The organism is Acinetobacter sp. AC1-2, assembly GCF_016124155.1.
Classification (GTDB): domain Bacteria; phylum Pseudomonadota; class Gammaproteobacteria; order Pseudomonadales; family Moraxellaceae; genus Acinetobacter; species Acinetobacter calcoaceticus.
Genome location: NZ_JABFFO010000007.1, coordinates 57,350 through 72,418, shown reverse-complemented (window position 1 = coordinate 72,418; position 15,069 = coordinate 57,350). Strand labels below are relative to the sequence as shown.

At 39.2% G+C, this 15,069-nt stretch carries 12 protein-coding genes; 8 read left to right on the top strand and 4 right to left on the bottom strand.

What is annotated here, in order from left to right; translation table 11 throughout:
• Positions 1–213: 213 nt before the first annotated feature.
• The 5 genes from HL290_RS16820 to HL290_RS16800 all read left to right on the top strand — a co-directional run bounded on the left by HL290_RS16820 (position 214) and on the right by HL290_RS16800 (position 8,257).
• Positions 214–1,689: a hypothetical protein gene (locus HL290_RS16820; protein ID WP_198497064.1), complete on the top strand. Its 1,476-nt coding sequence runs from the start codon at positions 214–216 to the stop codon at positions 1,687–1,689.
• Positions 1,690–1,921: 232 nt separating this feature from the next.
• Positions 1,922–3,958, top strand: coding sequence for a hypothetical protein (locus HL290_RS16815; protein ID WP_198497063.1), 2,037 nt, complete (start codon positions 1,922–1,924; stop codon positions 3,956–3,958).
• Positions 3,959–3,973: 15 nt separating this feature from the next.
• Positions 3,974–4,699 carry a DUF6160 family protein gene (locus HL290_RS16810; RefSeq protein WP_045436561.1) on the top strand — a complete coding sequence of 242 codons (726 nt, stop codon included), beginning with the start codon at positions 3,974–3,976 and terminating at the stop codon, positions 4,697–4,699.
• Positions 4,700–4,731: 32 nt separating this feature from the next.
• Complete coding sequence (locus HL290_RS16805) at positions 4,732–7,143, top strand: DUF6160 family protein (RefSeq protein WP_198497062.1); 2,412 nt, start codon at positions 4,732–4,734, stop codon at positions 7,141–7,143.
• 160 nt (positions 7,144–7,303) lie between these two features.
• Positions 7,304–8,257, top strand: coding sequence for a DUF6160 family protein (locus HL290_RS16800; protein WP_198497061.1), 954 nt, complete (start codon positions 7,304–7,306; stop codon positions 8,255–8,257).
• Between the two features lie 78 nt (positions 8,258–8,335).
• Here HL290_RS16800 and HL290_RS16795 read toward each other — a convergent pair whose 3' ends face one another.
• Together HL290_RS16795 and HL290_RS16790 are read right to left on the bottom strand one after the other, a co-directional pair.
• Positions 8,336–9,280, bottom strand: coding sequence for a tRNA dihydrouridine synthase (locus tag HL290_RS16795; protein WP_003653396.1), 945 nt, complete (start codon positions 9,278–9,280; stop codon positions 8,336–8,338).
• Positions 9,281–9,364: 84 nt separating this feature from the next.
• Entirely contained in the window at positions 9,365–10,174 is an 810-nt protein-coding gene (locus HL290_RS16790; RefSeq protein ID WP_004641527.1) for an inner membrane protein YpjD, read from the bottom strand.
• Positions 10,175–10,314: 140 nt separating this feature from the next.
• On the opposite strand from HL290_RS16790, the gene ffh reads away from it, so the two are divergent.
• Complete coding sequence (gene ffh / locus HL290_RS16785; protein WP_198497060.1) at positions 10,315–11,730, top strand: signal recognition particle protein; 1,416 nt, start codon at positions 10,315–10,317, stop codon at positions 11,728–11,730.
• A 49-nt stretch (positions 11,731–11,779) separates the two neighbouring features.
• Here the strand turns inward: ffh and HL290_RS16780 are convergent, their stop codons facing one another.
• Both HL290_RS16780 and HL290_RS16775 read right to left on the bottom strand, forming a co-directional pair.
• Positions 11,780–12,514 (bottom strand): pantothenate kinase, encoded by a 735-nt coding sequence (locus HL290_RS16780; protein ID WP_198497059.1) that lies wholly within the window; start codon positions 12,512–12,514, stop codon positions 11,780–11,782.
• Between the two features lie 14 nt (positions 12,515–12,528).
• The gene (locus tag HL290_RS16775; RefSeq protein WP_198497058.1) at positions 12,529–13,281 is read right to left on the bottom strand and encodes a biotin--[acetyl-CoA-carboxylase] ligase; all 753 of its coding nucleotides are present in this window, start codon (positions 13,279–13,281) and stop codon (positions 12,529–12,531) included.
• Positions 13,282–13,311: 30 nt separating this feature from the next.
• Here HL290_RS16775 and HL290_RS16770 point away from each other — a divergent pair, with 30 nt between their 5' ends.
• Positions 13,312–14,115, top strand: a complete 804-nt coding sequence (locus HL290_RS16770) for a sulfite exporter TauE/SafE family protein (protein ID WP_198497057.1) — start codon at positions 13,312–13,314, stop codon at positions 14,113–14,115.
• Between the two features lie 256 nt (positions 14,116–14,371).
• The gene (locus HL290_RS16765) at positions 14,372–15,067 is read left to right on the top strand and encodes a GntR family transcriptional regulator (protein WP_003653383.1); all 696 of its coding nucleotides are present in this window, start codon (positions 14,372–14,374) and stop codon (positions 15,065–15,067) included.
• The last annotated feature ends 2 nt before the right edge of the window (positions 15,068–15,069 follow it).

The following is a 15,069-nucleotide window of genomic DNA, read 5'->3' as shown; positions in this document are numbered from 1 at the left end:
TAGTGATAAATGACAGTTTCCTTTTGTAAAAAATAATATAATATGATCAATAATTGATTTGTTTTTTTGTTCTGCATCACAGAGTTTAAAAGTAAATGTATCGGATATAGGTTGTCTTTTTAGTAGTGATTACTTAGATATCTACTAAATTCAGACAGGCCAAATAAAAAGAAATTAAACAGGATTATGCCCCCAAGGATACGGAGGTCGGCCATGCGACAGTTTACGTCTCTTCATGTAGCGATAGCGCTTGGAAGCTTATGCTTTTCTTCAGCGTATGCTGCGTCTACATTAGTCCCTATGTCAGATTCGGAACTATCCGCAACTCGTGGCCAAGCTTTAATGAGTATGTCTTATATTGCGCCTACGGACTCTGCAAATTTAGAAAAACTACGCGACAACAGTAGTAATATCGGTTTCTATAAATTAGGTTTGGAAGCTGAACTAGAAATTAATACCAATATTCGTAAATTACAGTTAGGTTGTGGCGGTGTTAATGGTGCGGGTGGCTGTGATATTGATATTGATAACTTAAGTTTGAGTGGTCAAAAGTTCGATGCGAATGGTAATCCTTTGGCCATGACTAGCGAAGAGCGGGCTTCGTCTTCTGCGGTTTTAACAAATCCGTTCATAGAGTTTGCAATTAAAAATCCTAATTCTGCATCAACCCGTGAAGTCGCAGGTTTAAGATTAAGTGCTGAGAAATTTATCGGCTTGCTTACAGCAGGTACTGAAAATACATCTAGACCAAATGGGATCAACTCGATTTCTGGTTATATGAAGGTTCAATCAGATAGTAGTGGTTTAATTAAAGGTTATGCCACAACTTCGGCCACTCGAGATAACTTATATGGGGCGAACGCAGTTACAGGTCGTTTGCAAGCTTTAAGTGCAGGTAGCCTTGCTGAAGTTCAATTTATTACATCTAATGGGGGATTTAATATCCCTGGCATTCAAAATAACTATTTTGAGATTGCTCCGATTCAGGTCAATGGTAATCGTATCAGTTCTAAAGTACTTTCTGCGCCTGTCAAAGTCCCTAATATTTATGTAGGGCATAGTAGTTCTTATCCTGTAGATGGTACCGTGCAGTATAATGCAGCAGGACCCCATGATCCTACATATCCTGAACCGACTGGCATTTATACTCAAGGTGGTAAAGTTGAAGCTACTGTAACAGACTGTACTTTATTTGCTTGTTTAATTGCTGGTCCAGGTAAAAAGTTTTCAAATGTATACATGAATGGTACGATTTCAAATATTACTGCGAATTTAAATTTAACTCAGTCATTAGGTCTAATTCATAATTTACCTATTAACTCACCAATGTATCTAGCTCTGCAAAATCAAATGCTCCAATGGCCAGGCGCGAAAGCAGATGACGTGGCTCAAAAAGGTTGGTGGATGTCTTTTGCAAATCCGGTTAACGTTGGTAACATCATTCCACAAGATGCAATTGATATTTCACCACTATTTCCACAAATTTCAACGGCGGTTTCTGCCTATTTACAAGCTAACCCAGCACAAACCTCTGATCTTGATGGATTGCTATTAGGAGCTGATTTAGATGTAAATATTGGTACTATTGATTTAAAAAATAGTCCGCTTACATTAAATTTAAGCAACTTGCAGTTAACGAATCAAAACTTTAAGCCAAACTGCCATGGTTCAGGTTTAACTTTTTGTTAAATGGCGAAAAGGCAGCTTAGGTTGTTTTTACATTCATCGGAAAAGTAATTTTTTACATGCTTTTTTTTGCATTTGTGCAAATATTCCGCATAATAGAAATGTGGAAAGGTTGGCAATATCTTTTAGATTTGCCTCTTTGTCTAAGGTGAAAAGGATAGATTCACCTGGCATCAAGGATTGTTAAAGAAAAATAAATATGGTGCGCGGCATCGTATAAAACAGGAAGGTCAAGATGACTACACTTAATTATACGGTAAGGTTTCAAAAAACCGTTTTGGCAAGTTTAATCGGGCTTTGTATAAGCCAAGCTAGTTTCGCACTCGAAGAACTTTCTGATGCGGGCTTAAGTGAAACTACAGGTGAGGGTATTGCTATCTTGCCACAGAATACTTATATGGTATTTCGTGGCGCAGGCGCTAATGAAACCTCAAGTCAGATATTAACCGATCGTACTAAAGATACTGGTTATATCAATTATGTACCTGTAGGTCCTTTGAGTATGACAGCAGCAGATACCAATAAAAATGGCTCGATTGATTCGGGTGATCGCGCTGTTGGTAAAGCAGATATTTTTCTTTATGGTTTAGCGCTTTCCAAATCTGATAATGATACAAATACTCGTATCGCGTCTACTGATACAGCCGCTGCAATTTCGAGTTGGGGTACTGCCGTCAACCCATGGATTTTTAAAGTTGCGACAGCAAATTCAGTACCTAATTTTAGTGCGGCTACTTGTAGTGGTGCGAGTGACCCTTCTTGCCAAGTAACTTATTTAGCTTTGGAAGCCCCTTTATATGAGGTTGGAACGAAGGACTCTGCTGGTATAGACGCTTATAAGCTGAAATTAGGTTTATGGTCAGATATTTTTGTCCGAAATCCAAATAAAATAAATGGTGCAGCAGACCAATTTAATTATGGCGACTCGAATGGCTTGATTGGTACAAGTATTGATGCAAGCCGTGCAAACCGTCTTCGTTTACAAGGTGTTTGGAATAACTTTAGCTTAAATGGCAGTCGTTTACAGCTTTTCCAAACATTAGGTGGCGCAACATCTGCTGGTGGAATGAGTCCTTTTTATAATGATACTTTAGGATTTGCTGGGGTTATTCGTTTAAACAGTGGTGATGCATCTAATTTAAGAGCAACAATTACTTCAAATACTCCAACGTCTTCGGTAGGGCCATGGGTAAATCGCTATAGCACTCAATATACTGGTGCACCAAGTAATAACTCTCCAAGCTCGGACTGGTTATATCGGGTTCGTAGTCAGACTACGACTGTTACTTCAACGGGTTCATGGACCGCGCCAACGGATAGCGCTATGAATAACGTATTACGTTTGAGTACACGTGAATCTGGAACTACCCAAGGTAATTTGGTAACACCTGCAATTAATGGTGGGCTTGCTCCAACTTTTGATGCGAATGAAGGTTTATATCTCTATAACCCAAACATTAACCTTGTGTTAGGATCTCTATATCAACCGCTAGTTTTAAGCTCAGATGGTAAAAACTTTAGTTTAGAACTTGCTCGTATTCCGAATAAACCAGAAATTTATAAGAAAATTTATACAGATTATAGTGGTGCAGATACTAGCTATTTAGGTTCTACTTGTAATATTTACCAATGTGGTACGAATGTAACATTAGGTGGTAAAACTTACCAAGGTTCTAGTGCAACACACAGCAGTATCTCAATTGGTTCCACAGTTTATAATGCAACGAACAATACTTTAGAGGCATTTAAAGGGAACAGTACACAAGATGCGGTCGGTATTTCATTTGGTAAATTACCTACGGGCACTGTGGCGGCGATAACGCAAACTAGAAACTTCTACCAATTGCAAAATCAGGAACGCCGTGCGGGTAGTTATACATGTGGCTTAATTTTTACTTGTTACGATACATGGCAATACCGGACAGCAACAGGCTGGACGGGAAATGCTGGCTCAGGTTTAAAATTTGACTCACAAGGTGCTAATTGGGCTAATGTAGATAGTACTGCTTATTATAACCCGACAGTAAATAATACAGGTTATACCTTAGCCGATGCGGGGAATGGAGCTCAGTACACTGTGCCTAATGGTACGCCTTTACCCGATGCTCGTTATGAGGGGGGACGTTGGTACACGACTACGCCAAATGCAGATTTGAACACCTATAAATTATCTGGGGCACAAATTAGCTCAGCCATTACTAATAACATGGGTTCAGCTGTCATTGATGGTGTATTAATCCAACATTTGAAACTGACAACTAAAGGCTTATAAGAGGAGGATAATGATATGAAAAAATTAAGTACCTTAATCCTCGCTCTTTGTGCAACGGTTACTCATGCGGAGCTGCAAACTTTAGATAATGAAGCATTGCAGGCGATTAATGGCCAAGCTGGTGCTGATTTATCTTTAATGCTTAATTTAAACCAAACGAGTAACGGTATATTTGACAATGGTAGTGGTGGTGTCTGTGAGAACGTGGAGTTCTGTCATATAGGTTTAGCAATTAATAAACGTTTTGTGCAAGCAGATGCGACTAAGCCAAGTGGTTGGGCTGAAAATAGCGATAGTGGTAATAAACTTTGGCTAGTGTTTAAAGGTGTACAAGGAACTTTAAATATTCAAAAAATGGGTTTGGATGGCGCTGATTTAAAGTATCTTGATAAAAATAATACTGAAATTATTAAGCCAGCTATACAGCTTAGTTTTAGTGCAGCACAGCCAATTTTAATTCGTAATTTTGGTTTCAATGCTTTATCAATTGAGCAAGATAACTTTACTAGCTCAACAACAACGCAAGGGTCGAGTGCAAATATGTATGATTATGCATATTTCAAAAAACCGACATATGCTGCAACTGCCAATAGTGCAGCACAGCAAGTTGCTACAGCAACTCCGTCTGCTTATGACTATGGGCGTGAAACTGGTTTTATGGGCTTAATGATGAACGGAAACTTGGCTATTCAAGGAAAAGTCATGGTCTTTAGCTGTGATGGCAGCCATCCTCGTTGTTAAGCGTTAATGTAGATTTCAAAGGAACTGAAGTGATGAAAAAAAATAAAGAAAATCACAGCTCAAAGTTTATTTTAAATACATTAACAACCAGCATGTTGTTAGTGAGTGGACAAATTTATGCTTTAGAAGCTTTAACAGATGCTGATTTGAGTGCCGTCAATGGACAAGATGGGATCTCGATTCAAACTACATTTAACGAAATTAATATTGATAATGCATATTGGGATGACCATGCAGGTACGCCTAGCAGTGCTGATCAGGTATTAAGAGCTCAAGCGAGTGGCGTAAAAGTTCAAAAAAGTAATGCATCTAGCCAACCTTTAAGCACTAATTACCGTTTAGATGTAGGTAGTAATCCGACTACGGGTAAAACTGGACTCGACTTTTCTATGCAAAGTAGTCCATCACTTATTACCGTAAATAGCGTTAAAGTTTGTAATAGTTCAGCTGCATGTTCGCCAACTTTAGGGCAACTAGCAATTCAAACGACTTCTCCTTTAAATTTGGCAATTACTACTCAAGATGGTTTATTTAATGCAAATAGCCAGTCAAGCATGACACTTGGTATTAATAATGCCAATATTTATCTAGGGCAATTGGATGCTCGGAATCAGTTAAACCAGCTAATTTTAAGAAACTTTAACTTTAACTTTGTTGGTAAAGGGGCTATGTTAATTGACCCAACTCGTGGCTTAGTTTTACAGACAAATACTGGAACTAATGTTGCTGGTGTAGGGCAAACTCCAAATACTACCTATGGCTATGTTGATTTTAACCGTGTAGCAGATTCAGCTTCTGGTTTAACTGCGGGTACATATGTAGACAGCAGTGGAAAAGTAACGAATTCAGGCCTGAATATTGAGGTCATGCTCAGTTCTAATGTTGATAAAACTAATCCTTATGCTCTAGATGCAACCAATAGTCCACAAAATGCGAAAGGTTTGATTCGTTTAGGTGCTAGCGGACGTATGGTAAATAGTTATTTACAAGTCCGTGGCATGGATGGTTCTTCAGATACAACAATATTAGGTACAGCAAATACCGCTTCGGGTACGGGCTCAAGTAATAGTATTTTAGGTAATTCTGGCATTGCCTTTCGTATGAAAGGTGAGTTCACTAAAGATAATGACTCAATGCTAGGCACAGATGGTAAAGCAACCACTTTAGAAATTGGTGGAGCAGGTTTAAATGCTTATGGTTTCGAATTTGGTAATTTAACAGGTCTTAACTCAGCGACACGCGGTTATTTCGACAGCGGAAATATTTATCTAAATCTTGCAGATACAAAAACCTTATTAATGCCAGCCAACGCAACCTTAAACGGAATTCGTTTAGGTAGTGGTACTTTAACAACAGCTGCTGATTATCAGCATAATATTCACCGCGATACAGTTACTAATCCATTCAGTTTAATTCTTGCGATGCGTGGAGCAGAGTTTCAAGCATTTTCAAGACGTGGTCGCTTTACAACAAGTGCGAATGTCGCTCCTGCAAATCAGTTTGCAGACAATGGTGCAAACAATCAGTGGGGCTTGGCATTACCTTTTTATAACTTAAATGCTAATGCTGCTGTATATGGTTTAGATGCCCCTGCAAATAGCGCTTATTACTATACAAAAGATGCCAATGGTAAACCTGTTCAGAATGTTGTTGCTACATCTGGAACGACTTCGCGTTTAGGTTTTGGTGTTGCAGCTGGAACTACAGGACGTGATGCGACTGGAACCAAAACGACCTCTGTGTTGTTGATCGATGGTTCTCCAAATGCCAATAATGCGGGTAACCCGACTGATTATTATATGGGGTTACGTAACATTGATATGTTCCTCAAAGGCAATGGAAGCATTGGCTTAGAAAATGGCAGTCTTAATATTAGTTTAAAAGAGATGCTACTTGCTTTATCAACTGAAATTGCAGCAGGGTATTTACCAGGGGCAAAATATAAAACTTGTCCAACTACCGGTTCATGTACCTCACCAATTGATAACTTTGCCAAAAATAATGATGTCTTATTTGGTTTAAAACTACGTTTAGGTGGCGATCTTAACTTATCGATCGTGCCAAATAGTTCAATTGCTGATGGTAGTGCTCTAACTGTACTCGGCGATTTCACAATGCCTGCCACAGCAACTGGAAATACAGTTCAGATTAGTGATCCGATTGATGGTTCTGCAATTGGCTTTGATAATATTACTGGAAAGCTAGCGTTTAATACTGCTTTAGTTGTGGGCAAAGACACCGCAAGTGGTTTAGGTAAAGTTGGCGTAAATACGGCGGTTTATTTTAATCCTGATAAGAGTATTGACGGTGCATTACGTGTTAAAGATATTAACTTCTATCCGCCTTCAACTGGTGCGGGTGCACGTTTAGGCGAGCTTGCCATTACTGGTGGACGTTTAAATAGTAGCTTTAGTATTGTGCCTAGAAATGGTGCTTTTAACTAACCAAAAAAGTGGCAGTCATTGCCACTTTTTATAAAAAATTTATTTTGAATGTGATTAGATTTGCATTCGTCGGGTTATAGGGATAATTGCTTTGTACTTGAATATTATTCTGATAGTCTGAACAAATAATAAGCGTTTGTCTCTTAAGGATTAGAGCGACATGAAGAATAAAAATATAGGGTGCTGGTTGCTACTTGCCAGTAGTTCAAGTGTTTTTGCAATGCAGCCTTTAGATGATCAAAGTCTTGCGGCCACGACGGGCCAAAATGGTTTAACCCTAGGTATTCAGGCTGATAAAGTTAAATTTAATCAAGTCGCTCTGATTGATACAAACGGTATTGCTTCAACTTCTTATAATAGTAAGGCTGGCTTTGTTATTGCAGGGAATTCTACTAATCCAGTTCCTGGCATAGAGTTTATTAAAGCTGCGGTATCTAGTAATCCTTCTTTTAATATTGTAATGGATACTGATGCAGGTGGTGGAAATCCTTTTCTAAATTTAGCGGTATCCATGGGGAGCGATGTAAACGGTATTCGACTTTTACCATTTTCAGTTTATATGGCTCCTAGCACATCTTTATCTAGTCCATCCGATTATGCATTAACGAGTTATGCACCAAAATCAATTTTTAGTTCGGGAACGACAGTGAATACGGGTGTAAAAGAAATCATTCGTTCAACTGGAAATCTAGATATTAACTTTGTAGAAACCAATAAACCTCGTTTAAATATTCAGCTTGGCCATGCTGCTCAATCCGTTATGGTTAAATTTGGAGGGGCAATTCAATCTATTTGTTCTGCTGCTGCGGGTTGTCCAATTACTTTAGTCTCGGATAATACGGGAGCTACATTCGGATTTAAATTTGCTGGAACAAATACCTCGACAGGTTTTGTGCTTGATGGTTTTTATGCAGGAGTTGATCCAACGGGATTAACTTTTGGGAATAACGGCGTGTCGAGTAAGTTTGATGCTTCCCTTAACAATGTCACTTTAGGAAATATGGGAACCCAAAGTACAACGACATTTAATAACTTGCCTAATGGTTCTATGGGGAGTTTTGGTATTACAGGGGCGTCAGTGACTGACTTAAAAATGAAAGTAAGTGGCTTTTAGAAAAAATAATAACTTAACCTGAAATATGAAAGAGGGCGGTTGTGAAAACAATCGCCCTCTTTTTATAACTATATTGAGTTAAATGTTTTCTGATCTGGTGTGTTCTAACTGTTGAACAATTTCATCCAAAGCTTTAATACGCTTAACTTGATCCCATAAGTTTTTAGCTTGTGGGTAGGCTTTAGTCATCATGCCTAACCATTGTTTATAACGACCAACCATACCAATTTCTGTTTTTGCTTGACCGTTTAAAAAGCGAATTTGTAAGTCAACCAGTTGTTCCCAACTGAATAATGCCTCATTCATATTTTCACGAATACATTGTGTTAAATCTGGGGTAGTCACAGCACCACGCCCAATCATTAAATCTTCGCAGCCAGATTGTTGCTGACAAGCTCTAGCATCTGAATTACTCCAGATTTCACCGTTGGCAATTACATTAATTTTTAAAGCTTCTTTAATGGGCAGAATTTTTTCCCAATAAGCAGGTGGCGTGTAACCATCTGCTTTAGTACGAGCGTGAACTGTCAACCAACTTGCACCAGCATCTTCAACAGCATGGGCATTTTCCATGGTGTGATTTTCATCTAGATAGCCTAAACGCATTTTTGCTGAAACAGGAATATGCGGAGGTACCGCATCCCTTACAGCTTTAATTAGCATATGTACGACATCAGGTTCATCAAGAAGAACTGAGCCGCCTCGGTGTCGGTTTACAGTTTTTGCGGGACAACCGAAATTTAGATCAATTGCTGGCGCACCAAGCTCAACAACTTTCGCTGCATTTGCTGCCAGCATATCTGGATTATTCCCTAAGAACTGGACATGGACAGGTGTCCCAGCCGCCGTTTTACCGTCATTTTTTAATTCTGGACAAAAACTATAGTAGATATGGTCTGGCAAAATGCTGTCTGTAACTCGAATAAACTCGGTCACACACCAGTCGAAATGACCAACAGATGTGAGTGTATCCCGCATGATCGGGTCAGTTAAACCTTCCATTGGAGCGAGTATGAGTTTCACAGTCTGTGTCACCTGAGCAAAAAGAAAACAGCGTTATACGGGATATGTATAACGCTGTCTAGTATCGATGAAATTTTAATTAATTTAGAGACCCAAAATCATTTCAAGCACAAATTTACTACCAATAAAACCAATGGCTAAAAGCACAAAACCGATTAACGTAAAACGAATGGCCTTTTGTCCTCGCCATCCTAGTTTGTAATGGCCAATCAATAATGATCCATAGATAAACCAGGAAATAATACTAAATACGGTTTTATGAGCGAGATGTTGGGCAAAGAAGCTATCGATAGTCAAGAAACCAAAAGCGAGTGCAATTGTTAATAGAATAAAACCAGTAATGATTAGGTCAAATAACAAAGACTCCATCGCCTGAATTGATGGGAGTAAATTGACCCAAAAGCGTTTTTTTTGTTTCTTTTTGAGTTCACGATTTTGGAACCACAGCAAAATAGCGTGAATGGTTGCCATCAGTAAAACTGCATAGGCAGATAAAGACAGAATGATATGGACATCAAGGCCTAGGGAATGCTGTTCAATAAATTGATCGGGTCGGCTGAATGCAAAACCTAAAATCAGGCCAATAGCCGCTACAGGAATGCCTAACAAGTTTAACGGTACAATGGGGCGAAAAATACTAAAAATTAAACTTAACAACAGCATAAGCCACGATGTAAAAGATACTAAATTAAAAACATCGTAGTTAATTCCGGCTGGTGTCAGCATGGCGTGGCATAAAACTGTACCGTGCAACAGGAGTGCCAAAGTTGCAACAACAGCAAATAACCATGGGTTTGGTTCACGTTTTGACATTAAACGAATAAACAGATACCAGAAAGAAGTGGTATATGCAATGAGTGCCAAAATTGTGTAAACCAAGGGGAGGCTAATCATGTCAAACCTTTTTCAGGATTAATTCATCTATATAAGATATAAATTCGCTGCGAACTAAAGTATCCTATAGCATTCTATGCATAAATTTTCTATTTCGAGAAAGATTTTTTTGCAACTAGCCATTTTAAGCGGATTTTGCAATGTTTGATACCTTAACAGAACGACTCACACAGAGTTTAAGAAATGTTACTGGCTCAGGGCAGCTGACCGAAGACAATATTAAAGATACCTTACGTGAAGTACGTATGGCACTTCTTGAAGCCGATGTCGCGTTACCTGTAACTCGTGAATTTATCGCGAAAGTTAAGGAAGAGGCATTGGGCCAGGAAGTGATGACTCAGTTATCGCCAGGCCAGGCATTTGTAAAAATTGTCTATGACGAACTCACCAAGATGATGGGTGAGGCGAATGAAACACTTGATTTAAGTGCTAAGCCTCCCGTTGTTGTATTACTTGCTGGTTTACAAGGTGCGGGTAAAACGACAACTGCCGCTAAGTTGGCACGTTTCTTAAAAGAGCGTCAAAAGAAAAAAGTAATGACGGTTTCTGCCGACGTTTATCGTCCAGCAGCGATTAAGCAGTTAGAAACTGTCTCTAGCGAAGTTGGTGCTGGTTTTATTCCTTCAGATGCTTCTGAAAAGCCAATTGATATCGTTAATCGTGCAATTGAACAGGCAAAAATCCAATTTGCTGATGTATTAATTGTTGATACCGCAGGTCGTTTACATGTCGATGCAGACATGATGGACGAAATTAAAGAATTACATGCCGCTGTTAAGCCAACTGAAACCTTGTTTGTGGTTGATGCCATGACAGGTCAGGATGCTGCAAATACAGCTAAAGCCTTTAATGATGCATTGGCACTTACAGGTGTGATTCTCACTAAAACTGATGGTGATGCACGTGGTGGTGCAGCGCTTTCTGTGCGTGCAATTACGGGTAAGCCAATCAAGTTCTTGGGTATGGGTGAGAAGCTTGATGCTTTAGAACCATTCCATCCAGATCGTGTTGCTCAACGTATTTTAGGCATGGGTGACGTACTTTCTTTAGTCGAGGAAGTTGAACGTAAAATCGACAAAGAAAAAGCCGAAAAAATGGCTAAAAAATTGCAAAAAGGAGGCAGCTTCAACTTTGAAGATATGCTGATGCAATTTGAGCAAATGAAAAGTATGGGCGGCATGATGGGCTTCTTAGATAAGTTGCCTGGCATGAGCGGTGCAGGAATTCAGCAAGCGATTGAGCAAGCGAATCCTGAAAAACAGGTCAAGAAAATGGAAGCTATTATCCAGTCGATGACCGTTAAAGAACGCCGTAATCCAGACTTAATGAACCCAAGCCGTAAAAAACGTATTGCAGCTGGTTGTGGTATGGATGTTGCTGAAGTGAATAAACTCATTAAGCAACAAGCACAAATGGCTAAAATGATGAAGAAGTTTGCGAATCCATCTGGTATGAGCAAAATGATGCGTTCATTAGGCAATATGCAAAAACAATTTGGCGGCGGCGGTGGCGGCGGAATGGGACCACTCTTTGGTAACAACGACCAAAAGAAATAAGTTCGTAAAATAAAAGGCGCATATAGCGCCTTTTATTTTGCTCTATATTTTAGTCTTTAGGATAATGAGCAATATATTGTTGTAATCCTTTGAGCAAAAGATCAGTTTCTACGACTGGATCATATTTTTTCAAGAACTTGGCAAATAGTTGTGCATCTCCACCAGTAAGGAGCAGTTTTTTCGGAGATTGCTGCATAATATTTTCGATAGTACTAATAAGGCCTAACAAAATACCGTGATGGACTGCATCTACGGTGTTATTACCAGGGTTTAGATTATCAAAAGCTGAGTCAGGAATTTTAATGCCTTTTGTATTTTGAATAAGTGCATCGCGTTGCAAATAAAGGTTGGGTAAAATGTACCCGCCTAAATGTTGTTTGCCTTGCGTTAAATCAATCGTTAAGGCTGTTCCACATCCAATAATACAATAGTTTTCATCTGCTTGAGCAACAGCGAGTACTTGTAACCAGCGGTCAATACCGAGCTGGCTTGGTACCTCATAGCCACACTTTAACTCAGCATATTCAGCATGAACCTTTGCAAAAACAACAGGAATTTCAAGCCATTTTAGAATTTGTTGAATGCGTTGATTATTCTCGGCATCTAAGACGGATGACACACCAATCCGATGTAGACCTTGATGCTTAAAATGTTGAATTAACCCAAGTAATAAATCGGCAGGGGATTGCAAATGCAGTTCTGCGGCATGCTCAATAGTTTGGTGATTTTCAGTAATCCAGTATTTTAAACGAGTGTTCCCGATATCGAGCCATAAACTTTTCATGGAGAAACACCTGTTTATTGATTGATCTGTGGTCTTAAGCGACCTTGATAAAACTGCTTAGGTTCAGGAGTTTCAAGTATGACAGCTCCATCATTGGAAATTCCAACAAAACGGCCTTCTACTAATCCTTGGCTATGCTCAAACTGCACGAATTGATTAATCCATGCGGCATGATGATTAAAACGGCCAGCTAAGTTGTAGCAGCCATGATCGAACCAGCGAGCTGCATTTTGAATAGCTATATACAGCTCTGAAACTAACTCAAGACGGTTGTTTTGCTCTAGACCTAAATCTTCTAAAGAGGTAATCGGCTGATCACTGTCGGTTACGGGTGGCGTTTTTAAATTAATGCCCACACCTACTATAGCCTGATGTTGCGAAAGGGGTTCAACTAAAATTCCACCCCATTTACCTTGCGCACTATATAAATCATTTGGCCATTTTACTTGTAAGCTTAGAGGCTGTAATTGCGGGATTTGCAAAATATTTAGAGCAACTTCAAGTGCTAAGCGACCATCTAAGGGTGTTCGAGTTTGCACCAATGTGCTTAAATAAATGTTTCCTTCAGGTGAAATCCATTGCCGTTGATGTTGACCTCGCCCTTGAGTTTGTTGAGCACTGCAAACCAAGCCTGTTGTAATGCCTTTTTGGGCAATTTCACGAATATCATCATTGGTCGAAGTTGTGGTTGCTTTTAATAAAACCACTTCTGGAAGCTGGTTTTTTGCGCTTAAAAGTTGTTGTAGTTGGCGAGTCTCTAAATCCATGTTGAATATGAGCAGAGTGGTAAAACATTTATGGAGTTAATCATATATTTACTCATTGGCGCAATTGCTGGTTTTACTGCCGGATTGTTTGGGGTTGGTGGTGGATTAATTATTGTACCAATCCTCTATGTCGTTTTTACCCAGTTACACTATGACCCTGCGGTAATCATGCATATTGCAGTAGGAACATCACTAGCAACGATTATCGTAACGTCTTTTAGTTCGGTGTCGGCTCACCATAAAAAAGGAGCTGTACTTTGGCCAGTTTTTCGTAATTTAGCGCCCGGGCTCATTATTGGTTCATTTTTGGGTGCTGGTATTGCTGACCTGATGTCTGGTCAACATTTGCAACTTCTTATTGGGATTTTTGCTGTTTCCATGGCTTATCGCATGTTTAAAGGCGCCCATGTTGTCGTTGATCCAACACGTCAACTTCCTTCAGCATCTATGCAAGTGATGGCTGGTGGGGGAATTGGTGTTGCCTCTGCAATTTTTGGAATTGGGGGAGGAAGCCTAACCGTACCGTATTTAAACCGTCACGGCGTTGTTATGCAAAAAGCAGTCGCAACTTCTGCTGCTTGTGGTTTACCCATTGCAATTGCGGGCGCAATTGGCTTCATGTGGTTTGGTGCTAAAGAACACATCTCTGTACCTAACACGATTGGCTATGTACATGTCTATGCTTTTATCGGCATTAGTGTTATGAGTTTTATTACAGCCAAATTTGGAGCAAAAGTCGCTCATGCATTGTCACCACAAATGCTAAAAAAATGCTTTGCCTGTTTGTTAGTCGTGGTAGGTAGTTATTTTATTTATAAAGGCATTATGAACTAGAGAATAAAATATTAACCTTAACAAGACTACAATGTAAGAGCTTGAATTTTTAGAAATTCGAGCTTTTTTTATTAAATAATATAATAACATTCGGGGCTTTTATTCATCCGATTTTGGTGTTGTTTTTAAATGGGTTGGCTTAAAATGCAATGAAATTGTCAGACAATGACATAGTTTTTAATCGATGGGATCAGTTAAAAACAAGGATGCGAAAGAAAAGCATGGATTAATGCATATAAAAAGTAGCGGGTGATTTATGAATCTCGAAGAGACAGAAAGTCTTTCTGAGCAAATTGTCAAATATATTAGCGAACAGATCATTAGTGGCGAGCTGGTTGAAGGCGAACGTATTCAAGAACTACGTATTGCTAAAGAGCTTGACGTGAGCCGAGGGTCAGTTCGTGAAGCATTGTTATTATTAGAGCGTACTCATTTAATTGAGATATTTCCACGCCGTGGGGCAATTGTTTCAGAAATGTCTGCACAGCAGGTTAAAGCACTGTTTGACACAAACATGATGTTATTGGGGCATATTGTTCAGCGAATAAGTGAAACATGGCGGGCACATGAAGCAGATCAATTGCAGTTATTGTTAGAACAACTTCTTGAGCATGTAAAAGCAGGGGATATCGAGAAATTTTATGATGGTGTTTTCCAATATCTGGCTGAACAGCAAGATATGGTCGGAAATCCTTATCTAATGAAATTCTATAAAGAGTTATTGCCTTCATTACGTCGTAGTTATTTTTTGACCTTAAATACTTCTAAACGAGAACTACAAGAAGCATTTGCATTATTTAAACTCGTGATTGATGCAATTTTGATCCGAAAATCACAACAAGCCGCTTTATTTATGGAAGATTTTTGTCGACACTTACGTAACCTTGTGTTGGAATCGCTGACACGAATGAAACAGATTGAATTGGCCTGGGCAAGACGCTCACGCCGCTAGTT